The sequence below is a fragment of the Flavobacterium hiemivividum genome (assembly GCF_004349145.1).
Taxonomy (GTDB): domain Bacteria; phylum Bacteroidota; class Bacteroidia; order Flavobacteriales; family Flavobacteriaceae; genus Flavobacterium; species Flavobacterium hiemivividum.
In genome coordinates, this window is sequence record NZ_SMFO01000003.1 from 1 (window position 1) to 26,324 (window position 26,324).

22 protein-coding genes and 1 tRNA gene are annotated in these 26,324 nt (G+C 34.4%); 14 read left to right on the forward strand and 9 right to left on the reverse strand.

The window, feature by feature from the left end; translation table 11 throughout:
- Positions 1-264, forward strand: a 264-nt coding sequence (locus E0F98_RS05915) for an IS3 family transposase (protein WP_132109699.1), incomplete at its 5' end; no start/stop codon positions are given.
- A 1,058-nt stretch (positions 265-1,322) separates the two neighbouring features.
- Here E0F98_RS05915 and E0F98_RS16020 read toward each other — a convergent pair.
- Positions 1,323-1,393, reverse strand: a tRNA-Cys gene (locus E0F98_RS16020).
- A 126-nt stretch (positions 1,394-1,519) separates the two neighbouring features.
- The gene (gene folB / locus E0F98_RS05920) at positions 1,520-1,879 is read right to left on the reverse strand and encodes a dihydroneopterin aldolase (protein WP_132109700.1); all 360 of its coding nucleotides are present in this window, start codon (positions 1,877-1,879) and stop codon (positions 1,520-1,522) included.
- A 147-nt stretch (positions 1,880-2,026) separates the two neighbouring features.
- Between folB and E0F98_RS05925 the strand changes: the two genes are divergently transcribed.
- From E0F98_RS05925 to E0F98_RS05940, 4 genes are all read left to right on the forward strand, one after another.
- Positions 2,027-4,129: a glutamine--tRNA ligase/YqeY domain fusion protein gene (locus E0F98_RS05925; protein WP_132109701.1), complete on the forward strand. Its 2,103-nt coding sequence runs from the start codon at positions 2,027-2,029 to the stop codon at positions 4,127-4,129.
- 305 nt (positions 4,130-4,434) lie between these two features.
- Positions 4,435-4,764, forward strand: a complete 330-nt coding sequence (locus tag E0F98_RS05930) for a YtxH domain-containing protein (RefSeq protein WP_132109702.1) — start codon at positions 4,435-4,437, stop codon at positions 4,762-4,764.
- Positions 4,765-4,800: 36 nt separating this feature from the next.
- Entirely contained in the window at positions 4,801-5,151 is a 351-nt protein-coding gene (locus E0F98_RS05935; protein WP_132109703.1) for a phage holin family protein, read from the forward strand.
- 3 nt (positions 5,152-5,154) lie between these two features.
- Positions 5,155-5,409, forward strand: a complete 255-nt coding sequence (locus E0F98_RS05940) for a DUF6327 family protein (RefSeq protein WP_132109704.1) — start codon at positions 5,155-5,157, stop codon at positions 5,407-5,409.
- A gap of 32 nt (positions 5,410-5,441) precedes the next feature.
- Here the strand turns inward: E0F98_RS05940 and E0F98_RS05945 are convergent, their stop codons facing one another.
- Positions 5,442-6,428: an SPFH domain-containing protein gene (locus tag E0F98_RS05945; protein ID WP_132109705.1), complete on the reverse strand. Its 987-nt coding sequence runs from the start codon at positions 6,426-6,428 to the stop codon at positions 5,442-5,444.
- Between the two features lie 77 nt (positions 6,429-6,505).
- Here E0F98_RS05945 and E0F98_RS05950 point away from each other — a divergent pair, with 77 nt between their 5' ends.
- The gene (locus E0F98_RS05950; protein ID WP_132109706.1) at positions 6,506-7,147 is read left to right on the forward strand and encodes an outer membrane beta-barrel protein; all 642 of its coding nucleotides are present in this window, start codon (positions 6,506-6,508) and stop codon (positions 7,145-7,147) included.
- Positions 7,148-7,182: 35 nt separating this feature from the next.
- Here E0F98_RS05950 and gltX read toward each other — a convergent pair whose 3' ends face one another.
- Positions 7,183-8,688 carry a glutamate--tRNA ligase gene (gene gltX / locus E0F98_RS05955; protein WP_132109707.1) on the reverse strand — a complete coding sequence of 502 codons (1,506 nt, stop codon included), beginning with the start codon at positions 8,686-8,688 and terminating at the stop codon, positions 7,183-7,185.
- Positions 8,689-9,001: 313 nt separating this feature from the next.
- Between gltX and E0F98_RS05960 the strand changes: the two genes are divergently transcribed.
- The 6 genes from E0F98_RS05960 (at position 9,002) to E0F98_RS05985 (ending at position 18,976) form a co-directional block, all read left to right on the forward strand.
- Positions 9,002-12,151 carry a DUF4175 family protein gene (locus tag E0F98_RS05960; protein ID WP_132109708.1) on the forward strand — a complete coding sequence of 1,050 codons (3,150 nt, stop codon included), beginning with the start codon at positions 9,002-9,004 and terminating at the stop codon, positions 12,149-12,151.
- Positions 12,148-12,567 (forward strand): rRNA maturation RNase YbeY, encoded by a 420-nt coding sequence (gene ybeY, locus E0F98_RS05965; protein ID WP_132109709.1) that lies wholly within the window; start codon positions 12,148-12,150, stop codon positions 12,565-12,567. Before E0F98_RS05960 ends, ybeY begins: the two co-directional genes overlap by 4 nt.
- A 230-nt stretch (positions 12,568-12,797) precedes the next feature.
- A complete protein-coding gene (gene mnmG, locus E0F98_RS05970; protein ID WP_132109710.1) occupies positions 12,798-14,669 on the forward strand; it encodes a tRNA uridine-5-carboxymethylaminomethyl(34) synthesis enzyme MnmG in 1,872 nt (623 codons plus the stop codon).
- Positions 14,670-14,892: 223 nt separating this feature from the next.
- Positions 14,893-15,741, forward strand: a complete 849-nt coding sequence (locus E0F98_RS05975) for a class I SAM-dependent methyltransferase (RefSeq protein ID WP_132109711.1) — start codon at positions 14,893-14,895, stop codon at positions 15,739-15,741.
- A 243-nt stretch (positions 15,742-15,984) separates the two neighbouring features.
- The gene (locus tag E0F98_RS05980; RefSeq protein WP_132109712.1) at positions 15,985-16,560 is read left to right on the forward strand and encodes an OmpH family outer membrane protein; all 576 of its coding nucleotides are present in this window, start codon (positions 15,985-15,987) and stop codon (positions 16,558-16,560) included.
- Positions 16,561-16,705: 145 nt separating this feature from the next.
- A complete protein-coding gene (locus E0F98_RS05985) occupies positions 16,706-18,976 on the forward strand; it encodes a helix-turn-helix domain-containing protein (RefSeq protein ID WP_132109713.1) in 2,271 nt (756 codons plus the stop codon).
- 551 nt (positions 18,977-19,527) lie between these two features.
- On the opposite strand, the gene E0F98_RS05990 is transcribed toward E0F98_RS05985, so the two are convergent.
- Complete coding sequence (locus E0F98_RS05990; RefSeq protein WP_132109714.1) at positions 19,528-20,463, reverse strand: HU domain-containing protein; 936 nt, start codon at positions 20,461-20,463, stop codon at positions 19,528-19,530.
- A gap of 103 nt (positions 20,464-20,566) precedes the next feature.
- On the opposite strand from E0F98_RS05990, the gene dprA reads away from it, so the two are divergent.
- Entirely contained in the window at positions 20,567-21,667 is a 1,101-nt protein-coding gene (dprA, locus tag E0F98_RS05995; protein ID WP_132109715.1) for a DNA-processing protein DprA, read from the forward strand.
- A 124-nt stretch (positions 21,668-21,791) separates the two neighbouring features.
- Here the strand turns inward: dprA and trpS are convergent, their stop codons facing one another.
- Positions 21,792-22,766 (reverse strand): tryptophan--tRNA ligase, encoded by a 975-nt coding sequence (gene trpS, locus E0F98_RS06000; RefSeq protein ID WP_132109716.1) that lies wholly within the window; start codon positions 22,764-22,766, stop codon positions 21,792-21,794.
- Between the two features lie 366 nt (positions 22,767-23,132).
- Between trpS and E0F98_RS06005 the strand changes: the two genes are divergently transcribed.
- Entirely contained in the window at positions 23,133-23,906 is a 774-nt protein-coding gene (locus E0F98_RS06005) for a lysophospholipid acyltransferase family protein (protein WP_132109717.1), read from the forward strand.
- On the opposite strand, the gene E0F98_RS06010 is transcribed toward E0F98_RS06005, so the two are convergent.
- From E0F98_RS06010 to E0F98_RS06020, 3 genes are read right to left on the reverse strand one after another with little or no spacing between them, the layout of a single operon-like run.
- Positions 23,877-25,277 carry an outer membrane beta-barrel protein gene (locus E0F98_RS06010; protein ID WP_132109718.1) on the reverse strand — a complete coding sequence of 467 codons (1,401 nt, stop codon included), beginning with the start codon at positions 25,275-25,277 and terminating at the stop codon, positions 23,877-23,879. The genes E0F98_RS06005 and E0F98_RS06010 overlap by 30 nt on opposite strands.
- A complete protein-coding gene (locus E0F98_RS06015) occupies positions 25,274-25,816 on the reverse strand; it encodes an RNA polymerase sigma factor (RefSeq protein WP_132109719.1) in 543 nt (180 codons plus the stop codon). Before E0F98_RS06015 ends, E0F98_RS06010 begins: the two co-directional genes overlap by 4 nt.
- Positions 25,817-25,831: 15 nt before the next feature.
- A complete protein-coding gene (locus tag E0F98_RS06020) occupies positions 25,832-26,245 on the reverse strand; it encodes a hypothetical protein (protein ID WP_132109720.1) in 414 nt (137 codons plus the stop codon).
- Between the last annotated feature and the right edge of the window lie 79 nt (positions 26,246-26,324).

Sequence of the window (26,324 nt, forward strand, 5' to 3'; positions counted from 1 at the left end):
ATGAAACAGTATCAATTTCTATTGAAAGAAAAAGGAATTATACAAAGTATGTCAAGAAAAGGGAACTGTTTAGATAATGCTATTATCGAAAACTTTTTTGGAATACTTAAATCAGAATTATTTTATCTAAAGAAATACAGCTCTATAAACCAATTAAAAGAAGAAATAAAGGAATACATAAACTATTACAATAACGAGAGAATTAAATCTAATTTAAACAAAATGAGCCCGATCCAATATCGAGCTCATTATTATCAAAATTAATTATAAATTTGTCTAACTTTTTGGGTTCAGTCTAATTTGAGCGGTTTTTCTATGTCATTTATAATCGTTAAAACTCCTAAGATTTGAAAAAGTTTCATAATTGTAATTGATTGAATTGAAGTATTCACGCTTTTTTGTCAGTTCTATGAAAGAGGAATCACCTCAAACTGTTTTTAATATTTGATGGTTAATTACTTTACGGAATTTATAAAGAGATTTCTCCTTTTTCGAAAATACAATTTTGAGAATTTAATCAATAAAAAACCTCCAAGTTACCGCAGTACTGAGTCTTCGGTATAGAGTCATCGTGCGTCCCGACGCTTCTGGAGAACCGCATTATTCACACTATTTTGTCATTCCGATGAAAGAGGAATCAACTCAAACTGTTTTTAATATTTGATGGTTAATCACTTTACGGAATTTATAAAGAGATTTCTCCTTTGTCGAAAATATAATTTTGAGAATTTAATCCATAAAAAAGACCTCCAAGTTACCGAAGTACCGAGTCTTCGGTATATAGGCATCGTGCGTCGCGACGCTTCGGGAGAACCGCAATATTCACGTTATTTTGTCATTCCGATGAAAGAGGAATCACCTCAAACTGTTTTTAATATTTGATGGTGAATCACTTTACGGAATTTATAAAGAGATTTCTCCTTTGTCGAAAATACAATTTTGAGAGTTTAGAGCAAAAAAAATCCTCCAAGTTACCGAAGTACCGAGTCTTCGGTATAGAGGCACCGTGCGTCCCAACGCTTCTGGAGAACCGCATTATTCGCGCTATTTTGTCATTCCGATGAAAGAGGAATCACCTCAAACTGTTTTTAATATTTGATGGTTAATCACTTTACGGAATTTATAAAGAGATTTCTCCTTTGTCGAAAATACAATTTTGAGAATTTAATCCATAAAAAAAACTCCAAGTTACCGAAGTACCGAGTCTTCGGTATATAGGCATCGTGCGTCCCGACGCTTCTGGAGAACCGTAGTATTTCTTTATCTAATTTTTATTAAAAATTAAACATAAAAAAACCTCCAAGTTTCCTTGAAGGTTTTTGAGGCATCGTGCGGATTCGAACCGCAGTAGGAGCTTTTGCAGAGCCCAGCCTAGCCACTCGGCCACGACGCCATTTGTTGAATGGATGGCAAAAGTACTTAAAAAGTTTAGAGTTTAAAAGTTTAAAGTTTAAAATTTTAAAAAAAATACTGTTTTATGTTTTACCACTTTTCCAAATCTACCTTGTTTAGTAAGATTTTAATTTCGATATTCTTCTAATTCAACGGTAACCGATTCAACATCACCACCAATAGGAGGATTTAATTTTGATACACCTAGTAGTATTCTAGAAACTTCAGGAATTTCATTAAACACGCGTGTAATTATTCTTTGTGCTACATGTTCAAGCAAATGGGAACGAATTTCCATTTCTTCGACCACAATCTTATTCAATAAGACATAATCTACGGTGTCATTTAGATCATCTGAAAGACAAGATTTTCGTAAATCAGTTTTTATTTCAAGATCAATTGAATAGTCGGAACCAATTTTTCCTTCTTCGATCAAGCAACCATGATAAGAGTAGGTACGGATATTTTTTAGTTTAATTGTTCCCATAATGAGTATAGTGTTTTATTAGTTTGTTCATTTATTTTATAAAAGTACAACATATTTAAAATTTATTGGTCGAAATGGAAATATGCAAATCCTGCATTCGCTATTTAACCAACAATTTTGATAACTTTGCTTCTTTAATACAACATTATGTCTACAGAAGAAAAATCACTTCATTTTATAGAACAAATTATAGAAGAAAATATCGCAAACGGTTTTCCAAAGGAGCAACTTCGTTTTCGGTTTCCACCAGAACCAAATGGTTATTTACACATAGGCCATGCTAAATCGATCTGTCTTAATTTTGGTTTGGGATTAAAGTACAATGCTCCAGTTAATCTACGTTTTGACGATACAAATCCGGCTAAAGAAGAGCAGGAGTATGTTGATGCCATAAAGGAAGATTTATTGTGGTTGGGATTCAATTGGACTGAAGAACGTTATTCTTCTGATTATTTTCAGCAGTTGTACGATTGGGCAGTCGAAATGATTAAAAATAATAAGGCTTATGTGGACAGTCAGTCTTCTGAAGATATGGCAATTCAAAAAGGAACTCCTACAAAACCAGGAGTAGATGGACCTTATAGAAACCGATCTATTGAAGAAAATTTGACTTTATTTGAAGCAATGAAAAACGGTGATTATCCAGAAGGAAGTCATGTTTTACGTGCTAAAATAGATATGAAGTCGACAAATATGTTGATGCGTGATCCTTTAATGTACCGTGTTTTGCACCGTCATCATCATAGAACAGGAAATGATTGGAATATTTATCCAATGTATGATTACGCTCATGGCGAAAGTGATTATGTTGAGGAAATTTCGCATTCGATTTGTACCCTTGAATTTGTGATGCACCGTGAGTTGTACAATTGGTTTTTAGACCAAATTTATGATGAAAATAGGGTTAGGCCACATCAATATGAATTTGCTCGTTTGAACTTGAATTACACCGTAATGAGCAAGAGAAAATTATTGCAATTAGTTCAAGAAAATATAGTTAAAGGATGGGATGATCCAAGAATGCCTACGATTTCTGGTTTGAGAAGAAGAGGATATACAGCTGCTTCTATTCGTAAGTTTTGTGAAATTATAGGTGTTGCAAAACGTGAAAATGTTATTGATGTATCGCTTTTGGAATTTTGTCTGCGGGAAGATTTAAACAAGACTGCCCCAAGGGTGATGGCAGTTTTAGATCCTGTAAAAGTGGTTATTACAAATTATCCAAAAGATAAAGAAGAGTCATTAGATGCTGAGAATAATCAGGAGGATGATGCTGCAGGTTTTAGAAAATTACCTTTTTCTCGTGAATTATACATCGAAAGAGAAGATTTTCTTGAACAGGCTCCAGCTAAATTTTTCCGTTTGAGTATCGGAAATGAAGTGCGTCTTAAAAATGCGTACATAATTAAAGGTGAAAGCGTTGTAAAAGACAATGAAGGTAAGATTACTGAAATCCATGTAACCTATGATGAAGACAGCCGAAGTGGAAGTGGGAGTGAAGCTTCACAACGCAAAGTAGCAGGAACCTTGCATTGGGTTTCTATCAAACATGCCATTGAAGCCGAAGTTCGTTTGTACGATCGCTTGTTTATAGATGAAGCACCAGACAGCCATAAGGAAAAGAACTTTCTAGAATTTATGAATTCTAATTCTCTCGAAATTGTAAAAGGTTTTGTGGAACCAAGTTTAGCTTCTAGTAAAGCTGGAGATAAATTCCAATTCCAACGTTTGGGTTATTTCAATACAGATAAAGACAGCACTGAAGGGAAATTAGTTTTCAATAAAACGGTTGGTCTTAAAGATGCATGGGAAGAAAAAGGAAAGAAAGAAGGTAATTTATTGATGAATACTCAAAAGGAAATCAATAAATACGTAAAGGAAAAAGACAGCTCTAATGCCGAATTGATCCTTGAGAATATTGTTGCAAATATTAGAAGTATCGATAATTTTAGCCTGATTAACCAGACAGTTGTTAAGAATGTTAAGAACGATAATAATTCTTTGTTGTTTGCTAATTTAATTTTACTTCATTCTGATAAGGTAGAAGCAAAGGATATTGAAAAGGAAGTTGTGACAAAATTATATACAATGTCATTAAAAAGCCAGTTGGCTGCAGTTAGAATTTTAGCAATTGATAATCTAAAAAATGACAGTATTAATTTTGAAGATTATAAAGTTCAACTTTCAGAAATGAATAATACTGAAAAGAATGAAAAAGTTTCAGAATTATTAAAAACACTAAATCTTTAAGTTTATTTTTTAAGAATAGAATTTAACAATACAAAAGCGCCTTTTTTAAGGCGTTTTTTTATTATTACAAAATTCTATTGTATTTTATGTATCTATAAATTTAATCAATTAAAACTGCCTTTTATTTAGCCGTTTTAAGCTATAATTAGATTTTTTTCATAGCAGAAGGTAATGATGTAGGACATTTAAGCTGAAAATCTCTTATTTCAAGGACATGACTTGTAAAAACTATTTTAACGGCTTGTTAACAAGAAGTTGTTCATAAATATCGTATATTTCATTAATATTAATTAAATCAAAAAATTATGTCAAAGAATACAGGAAATACAATTTTAGCAATTTTAACGGGTGCAGCAATTGGAGCTGGAGTAGGAATTTTATTTGCTCCGGATAAAGGTTCACAAACGAGAGTAAAAATTAAAGAGGGATATAAAGACGCTCAAAAAGATTTAGAAAAGAAATATAAAGAACTTTCTGAGGAAGTAAAAACAAAATTTTCTAGCAGTAAAGTTGATTTTGAGGGAAGCTATGACGATTTACTTTCTAGCATGAGTCATAAAACGGAAGATGTAATTACTTTCCTTGAAAGTAAATTAGCAGAACTGAAACAGAAAAACGCAAGACTTCAGAAATAATTGAAAGGCTTTAAATTTGAAAATAAAAATTAATACATGGCTTTTGAAGAATTAAAAGAGAATGTAGGTGATATTCAAGATCATGCGCAAGCGTATATTGAAAATAATCTAGCCTATTATAAATTACGAGCGTTCAAAATGGCGATGAAATCGACCACTACGATTTTAAAGTTTTCTTTGATACTTTTGGGTTTTAGTATGGTAGTATTATTTTTTTCATTAGCGCTTGCATTTACTATCGGAAATTATTTTAATAGTTATCCTGTAGGTTTTCTAATAGTTGGTGGACTTTATCTTTTTGCAACTGGACTATTATTTTTAGTAAGAGACAAGATAGTGGAAGGACCGTTATTAGAAAAATTTTCTGAAATATTTTTTAACGACTAAACTATGGGAACTAGAAAATATTCATCGTATGCGCAAATCGACAGGGAGCTGGAGATATTAAAGATTGAAAAGGATATTAGCTATCAAAGGATTGTTTTGGGCTATCATAGAACCAAGGAAAGCATTGCACCGCATCATTTGCTTAATAATTTCCTAGAATCCTTTAAAACAGCCTTTAGCGGCTCTTTTGGAACTATATTAAACATTGCCGTTCCATTTGCAATCAATTGGATCATCAATAAAAAAAGAGGCCGTTAAGCCTCTTTTTTCTGTTATAATAGTAGAAAGTATTATTCCTCTCTTTCAGAGGTATCTTCTTCCTCTTCGTCTTCTATTGGAATAATAGTTTCAGTTTTTGCTTTCGATTTTCTACTTGCTTTTTTCATAGATTCACCCACCATATTACTTGCAGAGAAGCTTGCAACCATGTTGTTCAACATATCACTTCCAGCTTGTGGTGAATTAGGTAATAAGATTAGGTTAGAATTAGTATCTGCACCAATGGCTTGTAAAGTATCGTAATGTTGTGTCACCACAATTAATGCAGAAGCTTCCTGTGAGTTAATACCAACTCTATTAAGGACATCCACACTTTCTACTAATCCTCTAGCAATCTCTCTTCTTTGATCAGCAATACCTTGTCCTTGTAAACGTTTGCTTTCTGCTTCTGCTTTAGCTTTGGCTACAATTCTAATTCTTGATGCTTCTGCTTCAAATTCGGCTACTGTTTTTTCTCTATCGGCAGCATTAATTCTATTCATTGCATTTTTTACTTGAATATCTGGATCGATATCAGTTACCAAAGTATTGATAATTGTGTAACCGTAAGTGGTCATTGCTTCGTTTAATTCTCTCTTTACGGCAATTGCGATATCATCTTTTCTTTCAAAAACATCGTCTAATTTTAATTTAGGAACCTCGGCACGAACTACGTCAAATACATAAGAAGTAATTTGGTCATGTGCATATTCTAATTTGTAGAAGGCATCATAAACAGTGTCTTTAACAACCATAAATTGCACAGAAACTTTAAGTTTTACAAAAACATTGTCTTTTGTTTTGGTTTCGATAATTACATCTAATTGTTGGATTTTAAGATTTACTCGTCCAGCCACACGGTCTATTAGTGGTATCTTTAGATGTAATCCAGATTGTCGCACGCTGTGAAATTTTCCAAATCGTTCGATGATAACTGAGGTTTGTTGTCTTACAGTAAAAAAAGAAGACATAAGAATAAATAATCCAAGTACAAGAAGGACAATTAAAATAATGTTCATAATAAATATAATTAAATTAAAATTAATCTGTTAAAGTACAAAAAAACTTTAATTTTGTTAGTATTTAGTCTAACAATATGAAAAAGCTATATTTTGCATTAGTTCTAGTTTTAGTTACAAGTAGCATTTTTGCACAATATGGCTATCGGGATTCTAATAGGATTGGGGTAACATTAGGAGCAAACCAGCTTAGTTTGAATACCGATAATTTTCAAACAAAACCAGAACTTGGTTGGAATGCGGGATTATCTGTTAGAGGAAATTTTTATGATATGTGGGATATGGTATATTCACTGCAATTCAGTGAGAATAATTTCTCAGTTCCAACAAAGAAACTTAATGTTCAAAATGTAGATGTCAATTACAAATTGGCTTCGGCTCAAATATCGTTGCAATTAAGTTATATCCTGGTCGAAAACCATTTGAGTGTAGAGTTTGGTCCGATTGTTCAAGTGAATGGAAAGTTCAAAATTGATCCAGAATATAATAAAAACACCATTAATGGCACCACTTTGCTAGCGGAGGACATTATCGATATTTCTAAATTTAATTTTTATCCAACTATAGGAATCACAGCTGGAGTCCGTCATTTTAGATTTAATGTTTCCTACCAATATGGAATCAATAACATGCTTGGAAATTTAAATACTAAAGATTCTGGGATTAATTTTAAGGGACACGCCGGAATTATCAATGGAAATATAATTGTATATTTATAAAAAAAGCCTCCGCATTAACGGAGACTTTTCGATTTTTATAAAGTTTCAATTGCTTTTTGAATTCTTTTAATTGTTTCTTCTTTTCCAATGAGTTCCACAATATCAAATAGGTGAGGTCCTTTTAAAGCTCCTACCAAACTCAAGCGGAAAGGTTGCATTACTTTTCCCATTCCAATTTCGCTCTTGGTCATCCAATCTTTTACAATTGTTTCGATATTGACAGAAGTAAAATCAGCGATTTCTTCAACTACAGAAATCAATTCTTGCATTAAAGCTGGAGTTTCTGCTTTCCAGTTTTTACTTGCTTTTTCATCGTAAGATGTTGGCGCAACAAAAAAGAAATCAGCTAGATCCCAAAATTCAGATATAAACGATGCTCTTTCTTTTATAAGGGAAACAATTTTGGTTGTTACATCTGGCGTAGTCGAGATACCTTTTGATTCTAAAATAGGAGTGAAGGCTTTCGCCAAATCCTCGTCTTTTTGCTTAATTAAATATTGGTGATTGAACCATTTATTTTTCTCTGGATCAAATTTAGCTCCAGCTTTGTGAATTCTATTTAAATCAAAAGCTTCCACTAGTTCTTCCAAAGTATAAATTTCTTTGTCCGTTCCGTCGTTCCAACCTAGTAAGGCTAAGAAATTAATTACCGCCTCGGGAAAAAATCCTTTTTCTCTGTAACCTGATGAAACTGCATCTTCCGCTTTCCATTCTAATGGAAATACAGGGAATCCTAGTTTATCTCCGTCACGTTTAGATAACTTTCCGTTTCCAATTGGTTTTAAAATCAACGGTAAATGTGCAAATTCTGGGGCGTCCCAACCAAAAGCTCTGTACAGTAAAACATGTAACGGCATTGATGGCAACCATTCTTCACCACGAATTACATGCGAGGTTTCCATTAAATGATCATCCACGATATTTGCTAAATGGTAGGTTGGCATTCCGTCACTTTTAAACAATACTTTATCATCTAGCAAGCTAGTTTCAAATTTCACATCGCCGCGAATGATGTCTTTTAAATGTAATGTTTCATCAACGGGAGTTTTAAAACGGATTACATAAGCATCTCCATTAGCGATTCTTTTTGCCGTTTCTTCGCTAGAAATCACTAGAGAAGTATCTAATAATTTTCTATTAGTGTGATTATAAATAAAAGTATTACCTTGTTCTTCCTGTTGTTTTCTGGCCGTATCTAAGGCTTCAGGAGTATCAAAAGCATAATAGGCCCAACCAGTATCGATTAATTGGTCAGCATATTGTCTATATAATGGTTTTCTTTCGCTTTGACGATAAGGACCAAATTTTTCATTTTTTCCAATCGTTTCATCAGGAGCAATTCCTAACCATTCTAATGCTTCGATGATATAAGCCTCGGCACCGGGAACAAAACGATTTTGATCTGTATCTTCAATTCGTAAATAGAAAACACCATTATTTTTTTTGGCAAACAAATAATTGAATAGGGCAGTACGCACTCCGCCAATATGTAACGGTCCAGTTGGACTAGGTGCAAAACGCACACGAACTTGCTTCGACATTTTTATAAATTTTGATGCAAATATACAATTTCAATCGCTTTAAGTGGAGATATTGAAAACTAGATTATTATAAGATTTTTGAGATTGATTTGCTTTTAACATTTCTTTAATCATATAAATTATTACTTTTAATGGTTATATCAAATATACAGTAGCTTTGGAATCTTCAAATAGTATTTATCGAAAGTTAGAATCATTTATTAGGAAGTATTACACTAACGAATTGATCCGAGGAATAGTACTCTTCATCGGCTTGGGATTGTTGTATTTTCTATTCACACTTTTCGTGGAATATTTTCTTTGGCTCAAGCCAATGGGAAGATCTATTTTGTTTTGGACTTTTGTTGGAGTAGAAATAATACTTTTATTTCGCTTTATTCTCTTTCCTATATTTAAGTTGTTTAAGTTCCAAAAAGGAATCGATTACGACCAAGCTTCAAAAATTATAGGAAATCACTTTTCTGATGTCAATGATACTTTGACTAATTTTCTTCAACTTTCAAAAACAGATACTGATCAAGCGTCCTCTGAATTGCTTTTGGCTTCAATCGATCAAAGAGCAAAAGCACTGCAACCAATACCTTTTGGTAATGCAATCAATTTTAATTCTAATAAGAGGTATTTGCCATTAGCGATTGTTCCCATTTTTCTTTTTCTGTTTTTCTATTTGTCTGGAAATAATGCTGTGATTTCTCAAAGTCTGCATAGAGTAGTTCATTTTAACGATAATTTTTTACCGCCCGCACCTTTTAAATTTGTTGTGCTAAATAATAATTTGCAAACGGAGCAGAATAAAGACTTCATGCTAAAAATTAAAACGGTGGGAAAGGTAGTCCCTGAAAACGCGATGATTTTCATTAATGGCGAAAGTTATTTTATGGAGAATGTAAGGCCTGGTGAGTTCCAATTTAGAATTACAAAACCTATCACTGATGTATTGTTTCACGTGGAGGGTAACAAGGTTTCTTCGGAAGATTATGAGTTGAATGTTGTTGCTGTTCCTTCGATTGCCAATTTTGAGATGCAATTAAATTATCCATCCTATTTGAGTAAAGAGGCGGAAGTGGTGAAAGGAACTGGAAATGCTGTTATCCCTGAGGGTACGAGAGTTACTTGGAGAATTAACTCAATGGCGACTAAAGATATTTCATGGTCTAATGAAACTGCACGTTTTGAATTTAGTAAGAACGATAAATTGTTTTCATTATCTAAAAAGATCACTCAAAATACAGAATACCAAATTATTACTTCTAACGAACGGGTAAAAGAGTATGAGAAACTGAATTATCAGCTAACAGTTATTAAGGATCAGTTTCCTACGATCACTGCTGGTAATGCACCAGACAGCTTAAAGGTAGCTAAAAGTTTTATTTTGGGACAAATTGCTGATGATTATGGTTTGTCTAGACTACAAGTAGTTTATTATCCTAAGAACAAACCAGGGGCGGTTAAACGTGGAACTATACCGATTAAGAAAGTTCCTTATGAGCAATTTCTGTTTTCTTTCCCTGGTTCGCTAATTGTTGAGCAAGGAGTTTCTTATGAGTATTATTTTGAAGTTTTTGATAATGATGCCCTACATGGTTTTAAGAGTTCTAAATCTTCGGTGTTTTCTAACCGTATTGCGACAGACGAGGAAGAGAAAAGTCAATTATTGCAGGAGCAAAATAATACGATTAATAGCCTTCAAAAATCTTTAAAAAAACAAGACAAGCAATTATCTGATATAGATAAATTACAAAAGACAGGGAAGGAAAAGGATCAATTTGAATTTAAAGATCAACAAAATGTAAAAGATTTTATTGAGCAGCAAAAGAGACAGGATGAAATGATGAAGGAGTTTGCTAAGAAAATGAAGGAGAATTTGGAACAATTGAAAACTGCGCCAAAAGAGGATGCAAAGGAAGAGTTGAAGAAACGTTTAGAAAAAGCAGATGAAGATTTAGAAAAGAATCAGAAATTACTTGATGAGCTGAAGGAGCTGAATGACAAAATCAAAAACGAAGAGTTACTGAATAAATTAGATCAATTTAAACAGAATAGTAAAAATCAAGTTAAGAATTTAGAGCAATTAGTAGAGCTAACAAAGAAGTATTATGTAGAAAAAAAGGCGGAGCAATTAGCCGATAAATTAGATAAGCTTTCAGAGAAACAAGATAAGTTAGCAGATAATGAAAAAGACAATTCTGCTGAAAAGCAAAAAAATATTAATGCTGAATTTGATAATATTAGAGACGAACTAAAAGAATTGGATAAGGATAATTCCGAATTGAAATCACCAGTAGATTTGCCTGATGATGCTGCCACAGAAAAAAGTGTTGTTGATGATTTAAAGAAAGCGAGTGATGAACTTCAAAAAGAAAATAAAGCTAAGGCGAAACCAAGTCAGAAAAAAGCTGCCGATAAAATGAAGAAAATGGCCAAGATGATGGCAGATAGTTTAGAGGGAAGTGAGAAAGAGCAGATGGAGGAAGATGTGAAAATGTTGCGACAAATATTAGATAATTTACTTGCTTATTCTTTATCGCAGGAATATGTTATGTTGCAACTAAAAGACTTGAGAAAAGGATCTCCATCCTTCAATAAAAATATTAAATTGCAACAAGATTTAAAACTACAGTTCAAACATGTTGATGATAGTTTGTTTGCGTTGTCCTTACGCAACCCTAAAATTGCTGAGGATATTACTAAAGAGATTGGTAATGTGCATTACAATATTGATAAATCCTTAGTAAGTTTATCAGATGCTCAAGTTCCAAAAGGGTTATCTCATCAACAGTATGCGGTATCGTCTGCTAATAAATTGGGAGATATTTTGAGTGACATTATGAATAATATGCAAATGTCTTTATCTGGAATGGATAGTGGAAAACCCAAGCCAGGCAGCGGTGAAGGAATGCAGCTTCCTGATATAATTAAAAAGCAACAAGGGCTAGGTGAGAAGATGAAGAAGGGAATGGAAAAAGGGCAAAAGCCTGGTGATGGTAATGAAGGTGGAAAAGGAGAAGGTGGGAAGAAAGGAAAAGAAGGTGCTCAGGATGGTGGAACGGGAGAAGGTGATGCAAAAGCGTTGTTGGAAATCTACAAAGAGCAACAGCAAATCCGAGTAGCCTTAGAAAATGAACTTAAGAAACAAGGCTTAGGTGGTGGTGGCCAAAATACTATAGAACAGATGAAGCAGATTGAAAAACAATTATTAAATAAAGGTTTTAAGAATGAAACCTTGCAAAAAATTCTCAATTTAAAACAAGAATTATTAAAATTAAATACTGCAATTCAGCAGCAAGGAGAAGAAAAGAAGCGTCAAGCAGAGACTAATAAAAGAGAGTTTAATAATGATTCTAAACCTTTGCCAGACGCATTGTTAGATTATTTAAATAGCACTGAGATATTAAACAGACAATCGTTACCTTTGCGCTCCAATTTTAACCGCAAGGTTCAAGAATATTTTAATAAAAAATGATCAATTTTAATTACGAAAGTGAATTCAACTTAGAGAATGAAGAGGCTATTGGAAACTGGCTATCTGCTGTTATTTTATCTGAAGGTAAGAAAGAAGGCGAAATTAATTACATCTTTTGTGATGATGAGTACCTCCATAAAATCAATCTAGAGTATTTAAATCACGATGACCTTACTGATGTAATTAGTTTTGATTACACGATGGGGAATGAAATTAGCGGAGATGTTTTTATTTCTGTTGAACGAGTTCAGGATAATGCAGTTGATTTTAATGTAGCTTTTGAGGAAGAATTAAGAAGAGTAATTGTTCACGGTGTTTTGCATTATTGCGGATACAAGGACAAAGGAGAGAAGGATGAGCAGTTGATGCGATCTAAAGAAAACGAAAAATTAGCGCTGTTCCACGTGGAACAGTAAATAATTAATTCTTTTAAGTTTGTAATGTTTCACGTGGAACAAAGTGTGGTTGGTTTAGATTTTATCTCAATTGTTTTAAAATGTTTCACGTGGAACAAACAGTAAGGATGTTGTAATTGAACCAGGGTTAATAGCCGTAGTGTAAAATTAATAAATAAAGATTTCAATTCTAGCGATGCTTTGGTGTTGGGATCTTACCCCCGAATCTCGGGTCAAATTAATATAATAAAATGTTTCAAGAAGAATATGATGTGATTGTAGTGGGTGCTGGACACGCCGGTTCTGAGGCTGCTGCTGCTGCTGCAAACTTGGGTTCGAAAACCCTATTGGTTACCATGAGTCTACAAAACATTGCGCAAATGTCTTGTAATCCTGCTATGGGCGGAATTGCAAAAGGACAAATTGTGCGAGAGATTGATGCGCTTGGTGGATACTCTGGAATTGTATCAGATAGAACGGCAATTCAATTCAAGATGTTGAACAAGTCGAAAGGTCCTGCAATGTGGTCGCCACGTGTTCAAAGTGACCGTATGCGTTTTGCTGAGGAGTGGAGAATGATGCTAGAGGGAACTCCAAATCTTGATTTTTATCAAGAAATGGCTAAAGGCTTATTGATTGAGAACGGAAAGATAAAAGGAATTGTTACTGCACTCGGAATCGAAATTAAAGCAAAATCGGTGGTACTGACCAATGGTACTTTTTTAAACGGTTTGATTCATATTGGCGATAAAAACTTCGGTGGAGGTAGGGCTGGCGAAAGTGCTTCTCATGGAATTACTGAAGATTTAATTAATGCGGGTTTTGAAGCGGGAAGAATGAAAACGGGAACGCCTCCAAGAGTTGATGGGCGTTCTTTAGATTATTCGAAAATGAATGAAGAGAAGGGAGATGCTAAACCAGATAAATTTTCTTATTCTGATATTACTACTCCGTTGGTTCATCAAAGGTCGTGTCATATGACCTACACTTCTTTGCAAGTACACGACATATTGAGAGAAGGTTTTGATCGTTCGCCAATGTTTAATGGAAGAATTAAAAGTCTCGGACCTAGATACTGTCCGTCGATCGAAGATAAAATTAATCGTTTTGCTGATAAAGAAAGACATCAATTGTTTATCGAACCAGAAGGATGGAAAACTTGTGAGGTGTATGTGAATGGTTTTTCTACTTCACTTCCAGCCGATATTCAGTATAAGGCGATGCAATCTGTAGCTGGTTTTGAAAAGGTAAAATTCCTTCGTGCTGGTTATGCAATCGAATATGATTATTTTCCGCCAACGCAATTAAAACATACTTTAGAAACTAAGCTTGTTGAAGGTTTATATTTTGCTGGACAAATTAATGGAACTACTGGTTATGAAGAAGCGGCTTCTCAAGGTTTGATGGCAGGTATTAATGCGCATTTAAAAGTACACGAAAAAGCGCCTTTAATCTTGAAAAGAGATGAAGCTTATATCGGAGTTTTAATTGATGATTTAATTACCAAAGGAACAGAAGAACCTTATCGTATGTTTACTTCAAGAGCGGAGTATAGAACTTTATTGCGTCAAGATAATGCCGATTTCAGATTGACGCCTATGTCGCATGAAATAGGTTTAGCTTCTGAAAAGCGTTTTCGCCGTATGGAGCATAAACTTAAAGAATCAGAAAAAATGGTTTCGTTTTTTAGAGAGACTAGTATTAGTGTTGCAGAAGCGAATCCAATATTAGAATCAAAAGATACGGCGCTAATTACTCAAGGTGATAAATTGTTTAAAGTGTTCTCTCGACCTCAAATTGATATGGAAGATATCATGAAGTTTGAGAAAGTGAAAAATTATGTTGAAGAAAATGATTTAGATCAGGAAATTCTAGAGCAAGCCGAAATTCAAGTTAAGTATTCGGGTTATATCGACAAGGAAAGAAACAATGCTGATAAATTAACTCGTTTAGAAGACGTGAAAATTCCTGAGGATTTTGATTACGAAAAAATTAAGTCAATGTCTATTGAAGCAAAACAAAAGCTGAGTAAAATTCGACCAGTAACAATTTCACAAGCATCTAGAATAAGTGGCGTTTCGCCAAGTGATGTTTCGGTACTGTTGATTTATATGGGAAGATAAGGAAGTGTTCAGTATTCAGTTTTTTGGATACTTGATATAAATTTAGTTTAAAAAATATTGGATCTCCGGAAACTGAATACTAAAAATATGTTCCACGTGAAACTACGGCCGAAAGCCTTGTTATTACTAAGAAAATTGTAATTTAAAATAATAATAATTTAATATTTGTTTTTCTATCTTAAAAATTGAACTGAAGACTGAAAACTGCGAATGATGACTAAAAATGGATATTTCGAATAAAAAACATTTCCTCTCTGTAAAAGATCATTCTGTTTCTAAAGAAACATTTGATTTGTACCATGATGAAACAATGGATATGTTAATTACATCTCCGCAACCAAACTTAGAAAACTTGGGTAAGTATTATGAAAGTGAAGATTATATTTCGCATACAGATTCAAAACGATCGTTATTTGAAAAAGCATATCATTTTGTAAAAAGCATTGCTTTAAAAAATAAATTGGATCTTATCAATTCGCAGCAGCCTAAAAAAGGAAGAATTTTAGACATTGGCGCTGGTACTGGAGATTTTTTGGCTGTGGCCAAAGACAACGGTTGGCAAACAGTAGGAGTGGAGCCAAGTGATAAAGCCAGAGCAATTGCTTTGAAAAAAGAAGTTTCCTTTGTTGAAAATACTTTGGGATTAGAAAGTCATTCATTTGATGTGATTACAATGTGGCATGTTTTAGAACACGTTCCTAATTTGAATAATCAGATAAAAGAATTAAAAAGGTTGCTCAAACCTTCTGGTACTTTAATTGTCGCTGTTCCTAATTTTAAATCTTTCGATGCAAAACATTATGGAGCTTTTTGGGCAGCTTATGATGTGCCAATTCATTTCTGGCATTTTTCGAAAAAAGCAATAAAACTGCTTTTCGAAAAAGAAGACATGAAATTAGAAAAAGTACTTCCTATGAAATTTGACTCTTTTTATGTGAGTCTGTTGTCAGAAAAGTACAAATACGGAAAAATGAATTTTATTAAAGCATTTTTCATCGGATTGCAGTCGAATATTAGAGCCAAGCGAAATTTTGAGTATTCGTCCCATATTTACGTTCTAAAAAACAACTAAATTGAATTTTAGCCCTATTTAAGCTATGATTTTCCGCGTAACTAATATTTGTGTTGCTTATTTTTAGTTTGCAGCTCATTTAGTCGCTATTGAAGTCGATTTTTATAGGAATAAGTTATAAGTTCATCTTTATTAATAATAAAATCTGATAGTATAATTTTAAGCCAATTTTTATAGTTTTTTAGGATACTATCTATTTTTTTATATTTTTGCTATACATACATAAATTAGAAACAAACCAAAATGAAAAAAGTATTATTAATTATCGCAATTTCTATTTCAGTTATTGCTTGTAACAAAACCGCAGAGGTTAAAGAAGTAAAAACGGCATACGTTGACACTTCGGAATTAATGAAAGAATATACAGAGGCGAAAGATCTTGAAGCGAAATATAAAGCACAGTCTGAAGAAAAAGGCCGACAATTAGAAGCGGAGATTAATCGTTTTAAACAAGATGCTAGTAATTTTCAATCGCAAGCACAAGCTAACGGACAAGAATGGGCGCAGAAAAAAGGTGCTGAATTGCAAAAAAGAGAGCAACAATTGAGTTATGCACAACAAGCATTAGCGCAACAATTGCAACAAGAAAGCGGTACAGAAATGGATTCTCTAGTAAGTGGAGTGAAAAAATTCATCAAGGCATACGGTAAAGAAAAAGGTTATGCTTATATCTACGGTACTGGTGATGCAGCTTCAATCTTATATGCTGAAGATAAGTTTGACATTACAAAAGACATTATTAAAGGATTAAACGACAAATACAAAGCGACTGCTAAAACAGAAGCTAAAGTGGAAGATAAAAAAGAAGAGAAGAAATAATTTTCTATTTTTATAAAACTCAAAAGCCTTCATTCTTACTTTAGAATGAAGGCTTTTTTATTGTTTTTCGAATTATAATTGTGATTTTTTACTCTTAGAAATAACGTACTTTTACGTTTTTATTTTCCTCAAATATATACGCCTAATGCAAACCGTTTCTGAAGCAGCTGCTTATACCTTACAATTCATCAACCAAACGCAACGCTCCGTTTTTTTAACTGGAAAAGCGGGAACAGGAAAGACCACGCTTCTAAAGGAAATCATCGCAACGACACACAAAAATACGGTTGTCGTGGCGCCTACGGGTATTGCTGCTTTAAATGCGGGTGGTGTTACCATTCATTCTATGTTTCAGTTACCGTTTGGTGGATTTATTCCTGCCTTTGGTGTCGATTCTCAGTTTACAGATACCGTAAAATTTGAATCTAAGGATACTTTACGTCGCCATTTTAAAATGAGCGGATTGAAGAAATCGGTTATTCGAAATATGGAATTACTAGTCATTGACGAAGTGAGTATGCTACGCGCTGATTTGCTGGACGCTATGGACTACATGATGCAAACAGTGCGTAAGAACGCAACTCCTTTTGGAGGTGTTCAAGTATTATTTATCGGAGATTTATTACAATTACCTCCGGTCATTCGAGATGAGGAATGGCGTACGCTGCGGAATTATTACAAAGGAAAATTCTTTTTCCATTCGCATGCGGTACAACAAAGTCCGCCATTGTATATTGAGTTATCAAAAATATACCGTCAAACGGATACCGAATTCATCTCGGTTTTGAATAATTTACGGAACAATCAGATTACAGCAGCCGATGTTCAGGCATTGAACAAATATGTTAAACCTGATTTCGATTTAAAAAATAACAAAGGCTATATTACGCTAACGACCCACAACAACAAGGCTGATGCTATGAACGCACAAGCTTTGGAAGATTTAAAAGGGGAGTTGATTACCTATAAACCTGATATCGTAGGCGATTTTCCAGAGAAGATTTTCCCGATAGAGGAAAGTTTACAGTTAAAATTAGGCGCACAGGTGATGTTTGTGAAAAACGATCTTTCTTTCGAAAAAAACTATTTCAACGGAAAAATGGGAATTATAAAATCACTTTCGAGCCAGGAAATTCTGGTTCATTTTCCCGAAGAAGATAAAACCATAGAAGTTGAAAAATACGAATGGCAAAACATTCGTTATAAAATCGATCCTGCGACAAAGGAGATAGAGGAGGAGGTCTTAGGGACTTTTGTACATTATCCGATCAAGTTAGCTTGGGCGATTACAGTGCATAAAAGCCAGGGATTAACTTTTGACAAGGCTGCAATCGATGTTTCACAAGTTTTTATGCCAGGACAAGCGTATGTTGCTTTATCTCGTTTGCGTTCCTTAGAAGGGCTTATTTTGCTTTCTCCGCTGCGTATGAACGGCATTTCTAATGACCAAGATGTCATGGATTACTCTTTAAACAAGGCTTCAGAAGAATTGTTGAAGAACTCGCTGCATTTTGAAACTAAGAATTTCATTCATAACTATTTGATGCACAGTTTTGACTGGGCTAATCTAGCTCAGGAATGGCGGAACCACAAGTATAGTTATGGTGAGCAGTCGGAAAGTTCTGCTAAATCCAAACATGCGCTTTGGGCAACAAAGCAAATGGAAGCCATCGATTCTCTTTTGGATCCATCCAAAAAATTCATGGGCCAACTCAATAAAATATTCAATAATGAAACCGTCGATTTAATTCATGTTTCTGAGCGGATTGAAGCTGCTATTGGTTATTTCTTAAAACCCATGGACGAGCTAGTTTTTGAAATCCTCTGGAAACTGGAGGAAGTGAAGCGCGTCAAGAAAAGCAAGGCATATTATGACGAACTTATCGTGCTCGAAGAATTACAAACCAAAGCCGTTTTGCGATTGATGAAAGCCAAGCTATTGATAGAAACCGTTGTCGCAGGCGAACCTATTTCGAAGGAAAAACTAACCTCTAACGAGATCAAGAAATATATCAGTAGAAAAACTGAAGCGATTCAGAACCAATTTAAGAAAGCAAATATCACCTTGATCGAGGACGAAGCCGACTTGCAACGCTATACTTCTAAAAAAGGGACCAAGAAAGCACCTAAAAAATCGACCGTTCAGGAAACCTATGAGTTGTGGGTAGAAAAAAATTCAATTGCTGATATTGCTACCATTAGAGTGCTAACAATACAAACTATTTACTCGCATTTTGTCCAGCTTATACAAACCAAAGCCGTATCTATTACGGACGTTTTACCCGAGGATAAAATTCAGACATTAGCGCAAGCTTTCCAAGGTTATAAAGAGGAATCGCTAAACGCATTAATGGAGAAAAACAGCGGTAAATTTACTTGGGACGAAGCCAGAATGTATAAAGCGACTTTGAATTAGTTTTTAGTTTTAGCTTTTTAGCAGCACATTGATTACGGTTTTTAAGAACGAATCCTCCCGCTATACGTTGCAATCTTTTCTTTTTTAATAAAAAAAGAAAAGGATTTTCTCTCGAGGCTTCGGGACTATCGGGGAGAAAGTTTGGTTTTCTTGGATCAATTTAGCGGTAACTAGTCATTTCTTCGCCTATTCGGGGAAACCTTCGAGTCCGACGTAGGAGGAATCTAATCAAACAAATCTGCAACTCTCGGCTGCGCTGATAATTTTGTACACGAATAGATAGCGGATTTTCAATCCGTGCCAGAAAACGGTGTCTTTACTGTGTGGGCACGGAATACAATTCCGCCTATCTTGGTTAAAAATGCATTATTTGGAATGATATTCGTGTCGTTATTCAATTGCCTAGCCCAGATAATAGCGGCATCCTATTATGGTCTCCTCTTTTTTGAGACTACAAGAGATATAGCGGTTAGCTGGAAATTGCTCCCAAAAAAATACCCCCAAATAGCTTTTCGCTTTTTGGGGGTAGTCTAAACCATTACGGTTTTATTTTATAGTGATTCTATTAAAAGCCAAGCTTCTGGATTGTCATTTTTCTGGATTTCTCGCTTCGCTTTATCTGCTTCGGCAAATGTGGCATAACTACCATAAAGGACAGGGTATAGACCGTATTTATTAATACCAATGCGTCTGGCTTTGTAACCTTGGTCAGAAAGACGTTTGTATATTTTTTCAGCATTTTTTTCCTCTCTAAAAGCGCCTGCCATAATATGATAGGACATTTTGCTTTCTTTTACAGAAAGAGTTACAGCTGGTATTGGACTTTTTATAAAGAAAGTAGCCTCTTGAATTTTATTATTTACTTGTTTCTGAACTGATTTTTCCACCAAAACAGTTTCAGTAGCAATCTGGTTTTGATACGAGGTATAACCCACGCTGCTTACTAAACCTAATCCTAAAACAAAAATTGCTGCATATTTAAGGTACGAACGACTGCTTCTTTCTTCAGTGTCTAAAGTGATTACAGTATTTTCTTCTAGAGCTTCGATTTTTTGTTCGAAAATTTCTCTCTTTACAGCTGGAGAAACAAAGGCGCTTAAACCGAAAGAACTCGACAAATAATTGGTCTGATCTGATGGTTTGAAAACAATATTATTGTCAGCGTTAAGACTGATGTCTCCAATGTTTTTTATCGAAAAACTACCCTTTGCCTCCAATTCTTTTTTCCAATTCAAAACTTCATACTGAATAGCACTAACGGCATAGTCGTATGAGGTTTTTTCTGCCTGGGCAATATGGTTGGCTAAAAGGCCATCGTTATTTTTCAGATTGGCATTGAAAGAAATCATCTTTTTTGGAGGAAAAAATGAATTTGCACTTTCAATCCACTGTGCCGATTGGATTTCAGTCAAAAATGCACCGAATCCAGGAACGGTAACACATTGATAACGATATAAAAGCTGCGCGATGTAAGGTTCGATGTTCATACAGACAAAGTTATACAATGAAAATAGTTATCAAAATTTTATTCACAATTTTTATTAACAATCTGCGTAATTTTTTTATACATTTCAACTACAAATATTTAGCATGACAGAACAAGATTTATTTTATTTATTGGCTTTGCAAAGAGTGGAGGGCGTAGGTGATATTATGGCCAAAAAACTGCTCACGCATTGTGGCAGTGCCGAGGCAGTTTTTAAAACCAAAACAAGCCAACTTGCCGCTATTGATGGTGTGGGCTCGATGACGCTTAAAAATCTAAAAGACCAAGCTGTTTTTGATAAAGCAAATGTAGAATTGGAATTTATACGTTCAAATGACATTAACGTAGCACATTTTCAAGACGAGAGTTATCCCGAACGATTAAAACATTGTATCGACGGCCCTTTGTTATTGTTTACTTCTGGAAAAATTGATTTAAAAAATCGTCGAATAATCAGCATCGTGGGGACTCGTCAAGTCACCTCTTATGGTATGGAATTCTGTCGAAAGCTGATAGAGGATTTGGCTCCGCTGGATCCTGTGATCGTGAGTGGTTTTGCGTATGGTGTTGATATCGTTGCACATCAGTTGGCAATGGAACAGAATTTACAAACGATAGGAGTGGTGGCTCATGGTTTAAACCAAATCTATCCCAAAACTCACAAAAAGTATGTAGCTAAAGTAGAGGAGAATGGCGGATTTATAACGGAATTTTGGAGTTCCTCAAATCCCGACAAAGAAAATTTTGTGCGTCGCAACCGAATCGTTGCGGGAATGAGTGAAGCTACGATTGTAATAGAATCAGCAGATCGAGGTGGTTCTTTGATCACGGCTAACATTGCAAATGATTACAATCGTGATGTTTTTGCGGTTCCTGGTCGAGTAACTGATAAGTATTCTCAAGGTTGCAACAACCTGATCAAAACCCAAAAAGCAAACGTACTCACCAGCGCAGCTGATTTAGTTTATATCCTCAATTGGGACATTCAGAAGGAATCTAAATCAGTACAAAAACAATTGTTTGTGAGCCTAGACGACGACGAACAAAAAGTATACGATTATCTGTTGAAAACAGGTAAAGAAGTTATGGATATAATTGCCTTGCGCTGTGATTTTCCCATCTATAAAATTTCAGGAATGCTGTTGAATATGGAACTGAAGGGCGTGATTAGGCCCTTACCGGGAAAATTATTTGAGGCGATTTGATTTTATATAAAATCCCCTTCAGGGTTTTAAACCGAGAAGGGGATGAAAGTAAAGAATTGTAATTAAAAAAACAAAACCCTTTCCGTTTTGAAGGGAAAGGGTTGCATATAAGTAGATTTAAAGATTAAACCTCAAATCCTAATTTCTCTCGAACTCTCGCAAGAACACCATTAGCAACTGCAGCTGCTTTTCCAGCACCTATCTTCAATAACGAATCTACTTCCTCGAGATTATTCATATAGTAATTGTATTTTTCTCTTTCTGTTTTGAATGTTTCACAGATTAACTCAAACAAAGCTTGTTTGGCGTGTCCATAACCGTAATTTCCGCCTAAGTAATTAGCAGTCATAGTGGCCAGTTGATCTTCATTAGCTAATAATTTATAGATTGCAAATGCGTTACAGGTTTCTGGATCTTTCGGGTCTTCCAGTGGCGTGCTGTCGGTTTCAATACTCATCACCTGTTTGCGAAGCGTTTTATCGTCCAAAAATATATTGATAAGGTTATTGGCTGATTTGCTCATTTTTCCGCCATTGGTTCCGGGAATTAGCTTGCTGTCCTCCTGAACTTTAGCTTCGGGAAGTACAAAGGTTTCGCCCATCTGGTGGTTGAATCTTGAGGCTACATCACGGGTGATTTCAACATGTTGCAATTGATCTTTCCCGACTGGAACAAACTCAGCATCGTAAAGTAATATATCGGCTGCCATCAGCATTGGATACGAAAATAAACCTGCGTTTACATCATCTAAACGATCCGCTTTATCTTTAAATGAATGTGCTAATGTCAAACGTTGAAAAGGGAAAAAACAACTCAAATACCACGACAATTCTGCTGTTTGCGGTACATCAGACTGTCTGTAGAAAACTACTTTGTTCACATCTAGTCCACAAGCCAACCAAGCTGATGCTGTGCTGTAGGTGTTTGTACGCAAGGTTTCGCCATTTTTTATTTGCGTAATCGAATGTAAATCAGCTATAAAAAGGAATGATTCGTTTTCAGGCTTATTCGATAATTGTATTGCCGGTATAATTGCGCCAAGTAAGTTTCCAAGATGTGGAGTTCCTGTACTTTGAACGCCTGTAAGTATTTTTGCCATTTTGATTTATTTCTAATTCGCAAAGTTCGCAAAGTTTTTTATTTTTTTGTGGTAAAATTAAAAAACTTACGCAAAGCTTCTCAGAGGTTAAAGGCAAAGAAAATTCGTGAAGATTTGTAGTTTTTTTGGTGTATAGCTATGATTTTAATTTGTGGATATATGCGAAATATAATTATTGCAATAAATTCTCTTGCAGGTTAACAGAGTAAAAAGATATTGGATACAGGCCAAGACTGATAAAACCATAGACTTTGTGCATCTTTGACTCTTTCTTTGCGCATCTCTGCGTAATATCAGTCAATATACTTATCCTATAATTCGAAATTTTATAATGAAGATAACATTGCATTCCTTACTTTTGGGCTTATGAAAGGAATAAAAATAATTTTCTGGACTCTATGGCGTATGTGGTTTTATGTATTATTTACTATTCCCATAGTGGTTATGTTGCCATTATTAGTGTTGTCCATTATTTCTGAAAAAGGCTATCCTTATTATTTTAAAATGTCGCGAATTTGGGCGAAATTCATACTCTTCGGAATGGGGTTTTATTATAAAATCGAAAAAAATCAAACTTTTGAACCCAATAAAAGCTACATGATTGTGGCCAATCATACTTCGATGGCCGATATTATGCTCATGCTTGCTACGGTAAAAAATCCTTTTGTTTTTGTTGGAAAATCGGAGTTGGGTAAGATTCCCTTATTTGGTTTTTTCTACAAACGAACCTGTATTTTAGTGGACAGAGGTTGTTCTAAAAGCAAAATGAAAGTTTTTAATGAGGCACAAAAAAGATTAGACCGCGGGTTGAGTGTTTGCATTTTTCCAGAAGGCGGTGTTCCAAATGATGAATCCCTACTTTTAGATACATTCAAGGACGGAGCTTTCCGCCTGGCGATTGAACACCAAATTCCGATAGTCCCTATCACTTTCGCTGACAATAAAAAGAGACTTTCTTATACTTTTTTCAGTGGAGGTCCCGGATTAATGCGCGTAAAAATTCATCCCCAAATTCAAACTCTTGGAAAAACTGGAGCTGACAGAAGACAGATCAGAGAGGAAGTTCGGGATGTAATCTACAATCAGTTAGTAGAATTTGAAAGCAGTAATTTAAAAACGGTAACTGATACCGGAATATAATCCAATGTAAATAGGGTTGAAATTACTCGAATCATTAGAATAACTATTCAGTTGGTATTTGATCATCGGTTCAAAATTAATTTGGAATGATTTCACAAATTCATATTCGAAGCCAAGTCCAAAATTAGTGCTGAAATGTATTGTATTTAAATTGCTTGCCTCTCCTAATTTCACATTTGCCTGAGGAGCAATTAAGGAAATTTCGTTTTGATTCAAAAACAAAGTACTAACACCACCAATGATATTGATACCAAATTTTTTGTCTAAAATTGCGTAGGAAAGCTCAACTGGAATTTCATAGTAGCCCATTTTTTGATTGATTGAACCTGTACTAGTTTTTTGTAAATCTTTTTCCAACAAAGTTAGTCCGTTAAAACTTGCTTGATTTAGGATTTCTATGGATTCATTTGAGGTATAATTAACGTTGGCTAAGCTGTGTGTATTTAATCCAGCTGCATAAGCAACGTCATTAGTGTTATATCCCACTGAAAACGCATTAATTCCTGAACGTAAGGCAAGTTTATTACTCAAAGCATAGTTTATCCCAATTCCCACACTAAAGCCGTTATCGGCGGTTTTATTGTTGGTAGATAATTGCGGGTCGATTGCTGAGCCGCTAGCCTTTGTATTGATATACATAGCGGCTATATTTGGCACTATTTCCCATTTATTTTTTGTCTTATTAACAACAACTTGTTCTTTTGCCTTAAGAAGTTCCTCAAGCTCATTAGGACCAGATTGTTTTGCTTCAATATTACTTTCAGCAATTTTAGAATCTTTTTTATCTTTTAAAATGATCTCGTTATTATCTTTTTTCGAAAGAGATGCTGTTGACGAAGCATTTCTTGGATTGCTTTCTTCAGTAATAGCTTGATCTTGGGCGGTTGTTCCGTTTATAAATGTAGGTTCTTTTTGAAAAGCGGTAGCCTTATTTTTATGTACAGTTGCATTAGCCTTGCTTTTTTGTTTCCTCTTTTTAGAAGCCGGAGGTAGCTTTTTTCCTTTTATTTGCTCATCATCAGACAATGCTATTTGGGCTGTTTTTTGTGGCTGTGATTCTTTGGCATCGTTTGTTGATTTAGTAGCAATGGAATCAGTACGTAATGGGGGAGTTATGACAATTTCAGAATCTAAAATGATAGGACTTTTAGGTTCGTTACTCGTTTTGAAAATAGTATTCAAAGCAAAGAAACAAAAAAATAAAGCAGCGGCCATACCAGTATATTTAAACCATATTGGTAGTAGCTTTCGTTCCTTATTCTCTTCCTGCAAAGCAGCTTTAATGTTTAACCAAGCTTGCTCATTGGGCTCTGTTTCAAAATCTTTGAATTTTTCTTGAAACAATCGGTCTATGTTTTTTTTATTTTTCATTTTGCCGATGATTCGTATTTATTTTCAGTAATAATTTCTATTTTTTCTTTCAAAATCATTCGTGCTCTAAAAAGATTTGATTTTGTTGTTCCTGTCGAAATGTTTAACATTTCACTTATTTCTTTATGCGAATAGCCATCGAGTACATACAAACTAAAAACAATTCGATATTGATCTGGTAATTCATGAATGATTTGCATTAGGTATTCGAGAGAGATGTTTTCGTCGTCAACTTCAGCTTGTACATCTTCAATTGTATCGTCTACAACCTCCATAAACCGAACTCCTTTGTATTTTTGGAGTGCATTATTTATCAGTATTCTTTTGGCCCAGCCTTCAAAAGAACCTTTGCCACTGTACTGTTCTATTTTTCGAAAAATAATTAGAACACCATCCTGTAGATTGTCTTGCGCATCTGCATAGCTGGCTGAATATTTTAAACATACCCCAAAGAACTTCTTCGCAAACAATAGATATAGTTGTTCTTGAGCCTTGGGGCATTTTTTTTTACATTCACTAATTATTTGTTCTAATACCACAGAATTATACTATATTTAGTCTACAACCTGAATTTCTACTTCTTCAAATAAATCTTTTCCGTCAATATCTTTTCCTTTATAAAACTTAAAAATATAAGTTCCTGTATTTGTTACACTAAAATTAAAAGAAACTTCTGACTCAGCAGGAACTTCGGTAGTACATGTTTCATTGTTTTTTACTGCAGCTTGTATTGCAATTGTCCTAGTATTTAAATCTTTAGCATAATAGATTCCTTGATATAAATGGCATGCTGTAGGTTTTTGATACTTCAATTTAATTTCATAGGTTTTTCCTAATTGGAAGCTTTCAGGAAGTGTATAGCTCTCAATAGCTAGAACTTCATATTGATAATTATCTTGATAATCATCATTGATACTGCAACTTAAAAAAGTTGTTACTGTTACTAATAGTAAAATAATTCTTTTCATCTTTTCAATAATTTAATTTATTATAAATAAGGGAGTTTTATTAGAAAATAATCCGCCCACTTTTTCATAGATGCTAGTT

Bases quoted from the DNA above. Each gene is read 5' to 3' on its own strand.
- E0F98_RS05960 (WP_132109708.1), top strand. From the start codon at position 9,002: ATGGGAAGATCTATTTTGTTTTGGACTTTTGTTGGAGTAGAAATAATA.
- E0F98_RS06010 (WP_132109718.1), bottom strand. From the start codon at position 25,277: ATGAAAAATAAAAAAAACATAGACCGATTGTTTCAAGAAAAATTCAAA.
- E0F98_RS05990 (WP_132109714.1), bottom strand. From the start codon at position 20,463: ATGAACATCGAACCTTACATCGCGCAGCTTTTATATCGTTATCAATGT.
- E0F98_RS05980 (WP_132109712.1), top strand. From the start codon at position 15,985: ATGAAAAAAGTATTATTAATTATCGCAATTTCTATTTCAGTTATTGCT.
- dprA (WP_132109715.1), top strand. From the start codon at position 20,567: ATGACAGAACAAGATTTATTTTATTTATTGGCTTTGCAAAGAGTGGAG.
- E0F98_RS05925 (WP_132109701.1), top strand. From the start codon at position 2,027: ATGTCTACAGAAGAAAAATCACTTCATTTTATAGAACAAATTATAGAA.
- E0F98_RS05975 (WP_132109711.1), top strand. From the start codon at position 14,893: ATGGATATTTCGAATAAAAAACATTTCCTCTCTGTAAAAGATCATTCT.
- ybeY (WP_132109709.1), top strand. From the start codon at position 12,148: ATGATCAATTTTAATTACGAAAGTGAATTCAACTTAGAGAATGAAGAG.
- E0F98_RS05950 (WP_132109706.1), top strand. From the start codon at position 6,506: ATGAAAAAGCTATATTTTGCATTAGTTCTAGTTTTAGTTACAAGTAGC.
- E0F98_RS05940 (WP_132109704.1), top strand. From the start codon at position 5,155: ATGGGAACTAGAAAATATTCATCGTATGCGCAAATCGACAGGGAGCTG.
- E0F98_RS05945 (WP_132109705.1), bottom strand. From the start codon at position 6,428: ATGAACATTATTTTAATTGTCCTTCTTGTACTTGGATTATTTATTCTT.
- E0F98_RS05930 (WP_132109702.1), top strand. From the start codon at position 4,435: ATGTCAAAGAATACAGGAAATACAATTTTAGCAATTTTAACGGGTGCA.
- folB (WP_132109700.1), bottom strand. From the start codon at position 1,879: ATGGGAACAATTAAACTAAAAAATATCCGTACCTACTCTTATCATGGT.
- E0F98_RS05985 (WP_132109713.1), top strand. From the start codon at position 16,706: ATGCAAACCGTTTCTGAAGCAGCTGCTTATACCTTACAATTCATCAAC.
- E0F98_RS06005 (WP_132109717.1), top strand. From the start codon at position 23,133: ATGAAAGGAATAAAAATAATTTTCTGGACTCTATGGCGTATGTGGTTT.
- gltX (WP_132109707.1), bottom strand. From the start codon at position 8,688: ATGTCGAAGCAAGTTCGTGTGCGTTTTGCACCTAGTCCAACTGGACCG.
- trpS (WP_132109716.1), bottom strand. From the start codon at position 22,766: ATGGCAAAAATACTTACAGGCGTTCAAAGTACAGGAACTCCACATCTT.
- E0F98_RS06020 (WP_132109720.1), bottom strand. From the start codon at position 26,245: ATGAAAAGAATTATTTTACTATTAGTAACAGTAACAACTTTTTTAAGT.
- mnmG (WP_132109710.1), top strand. From the start codon at position 12,798: ATGTTTCAAGAAGAATATGATGTGATTGTAGTGGGTGCTGGACACGCC.
- E0F98_RS05935 (WP_132109703.1), top strand. From the start codon at position 4,801: ATGGCTTTTGAAGAATTAAAAGAGAATGTAGGTGATATTCAAGATCAT.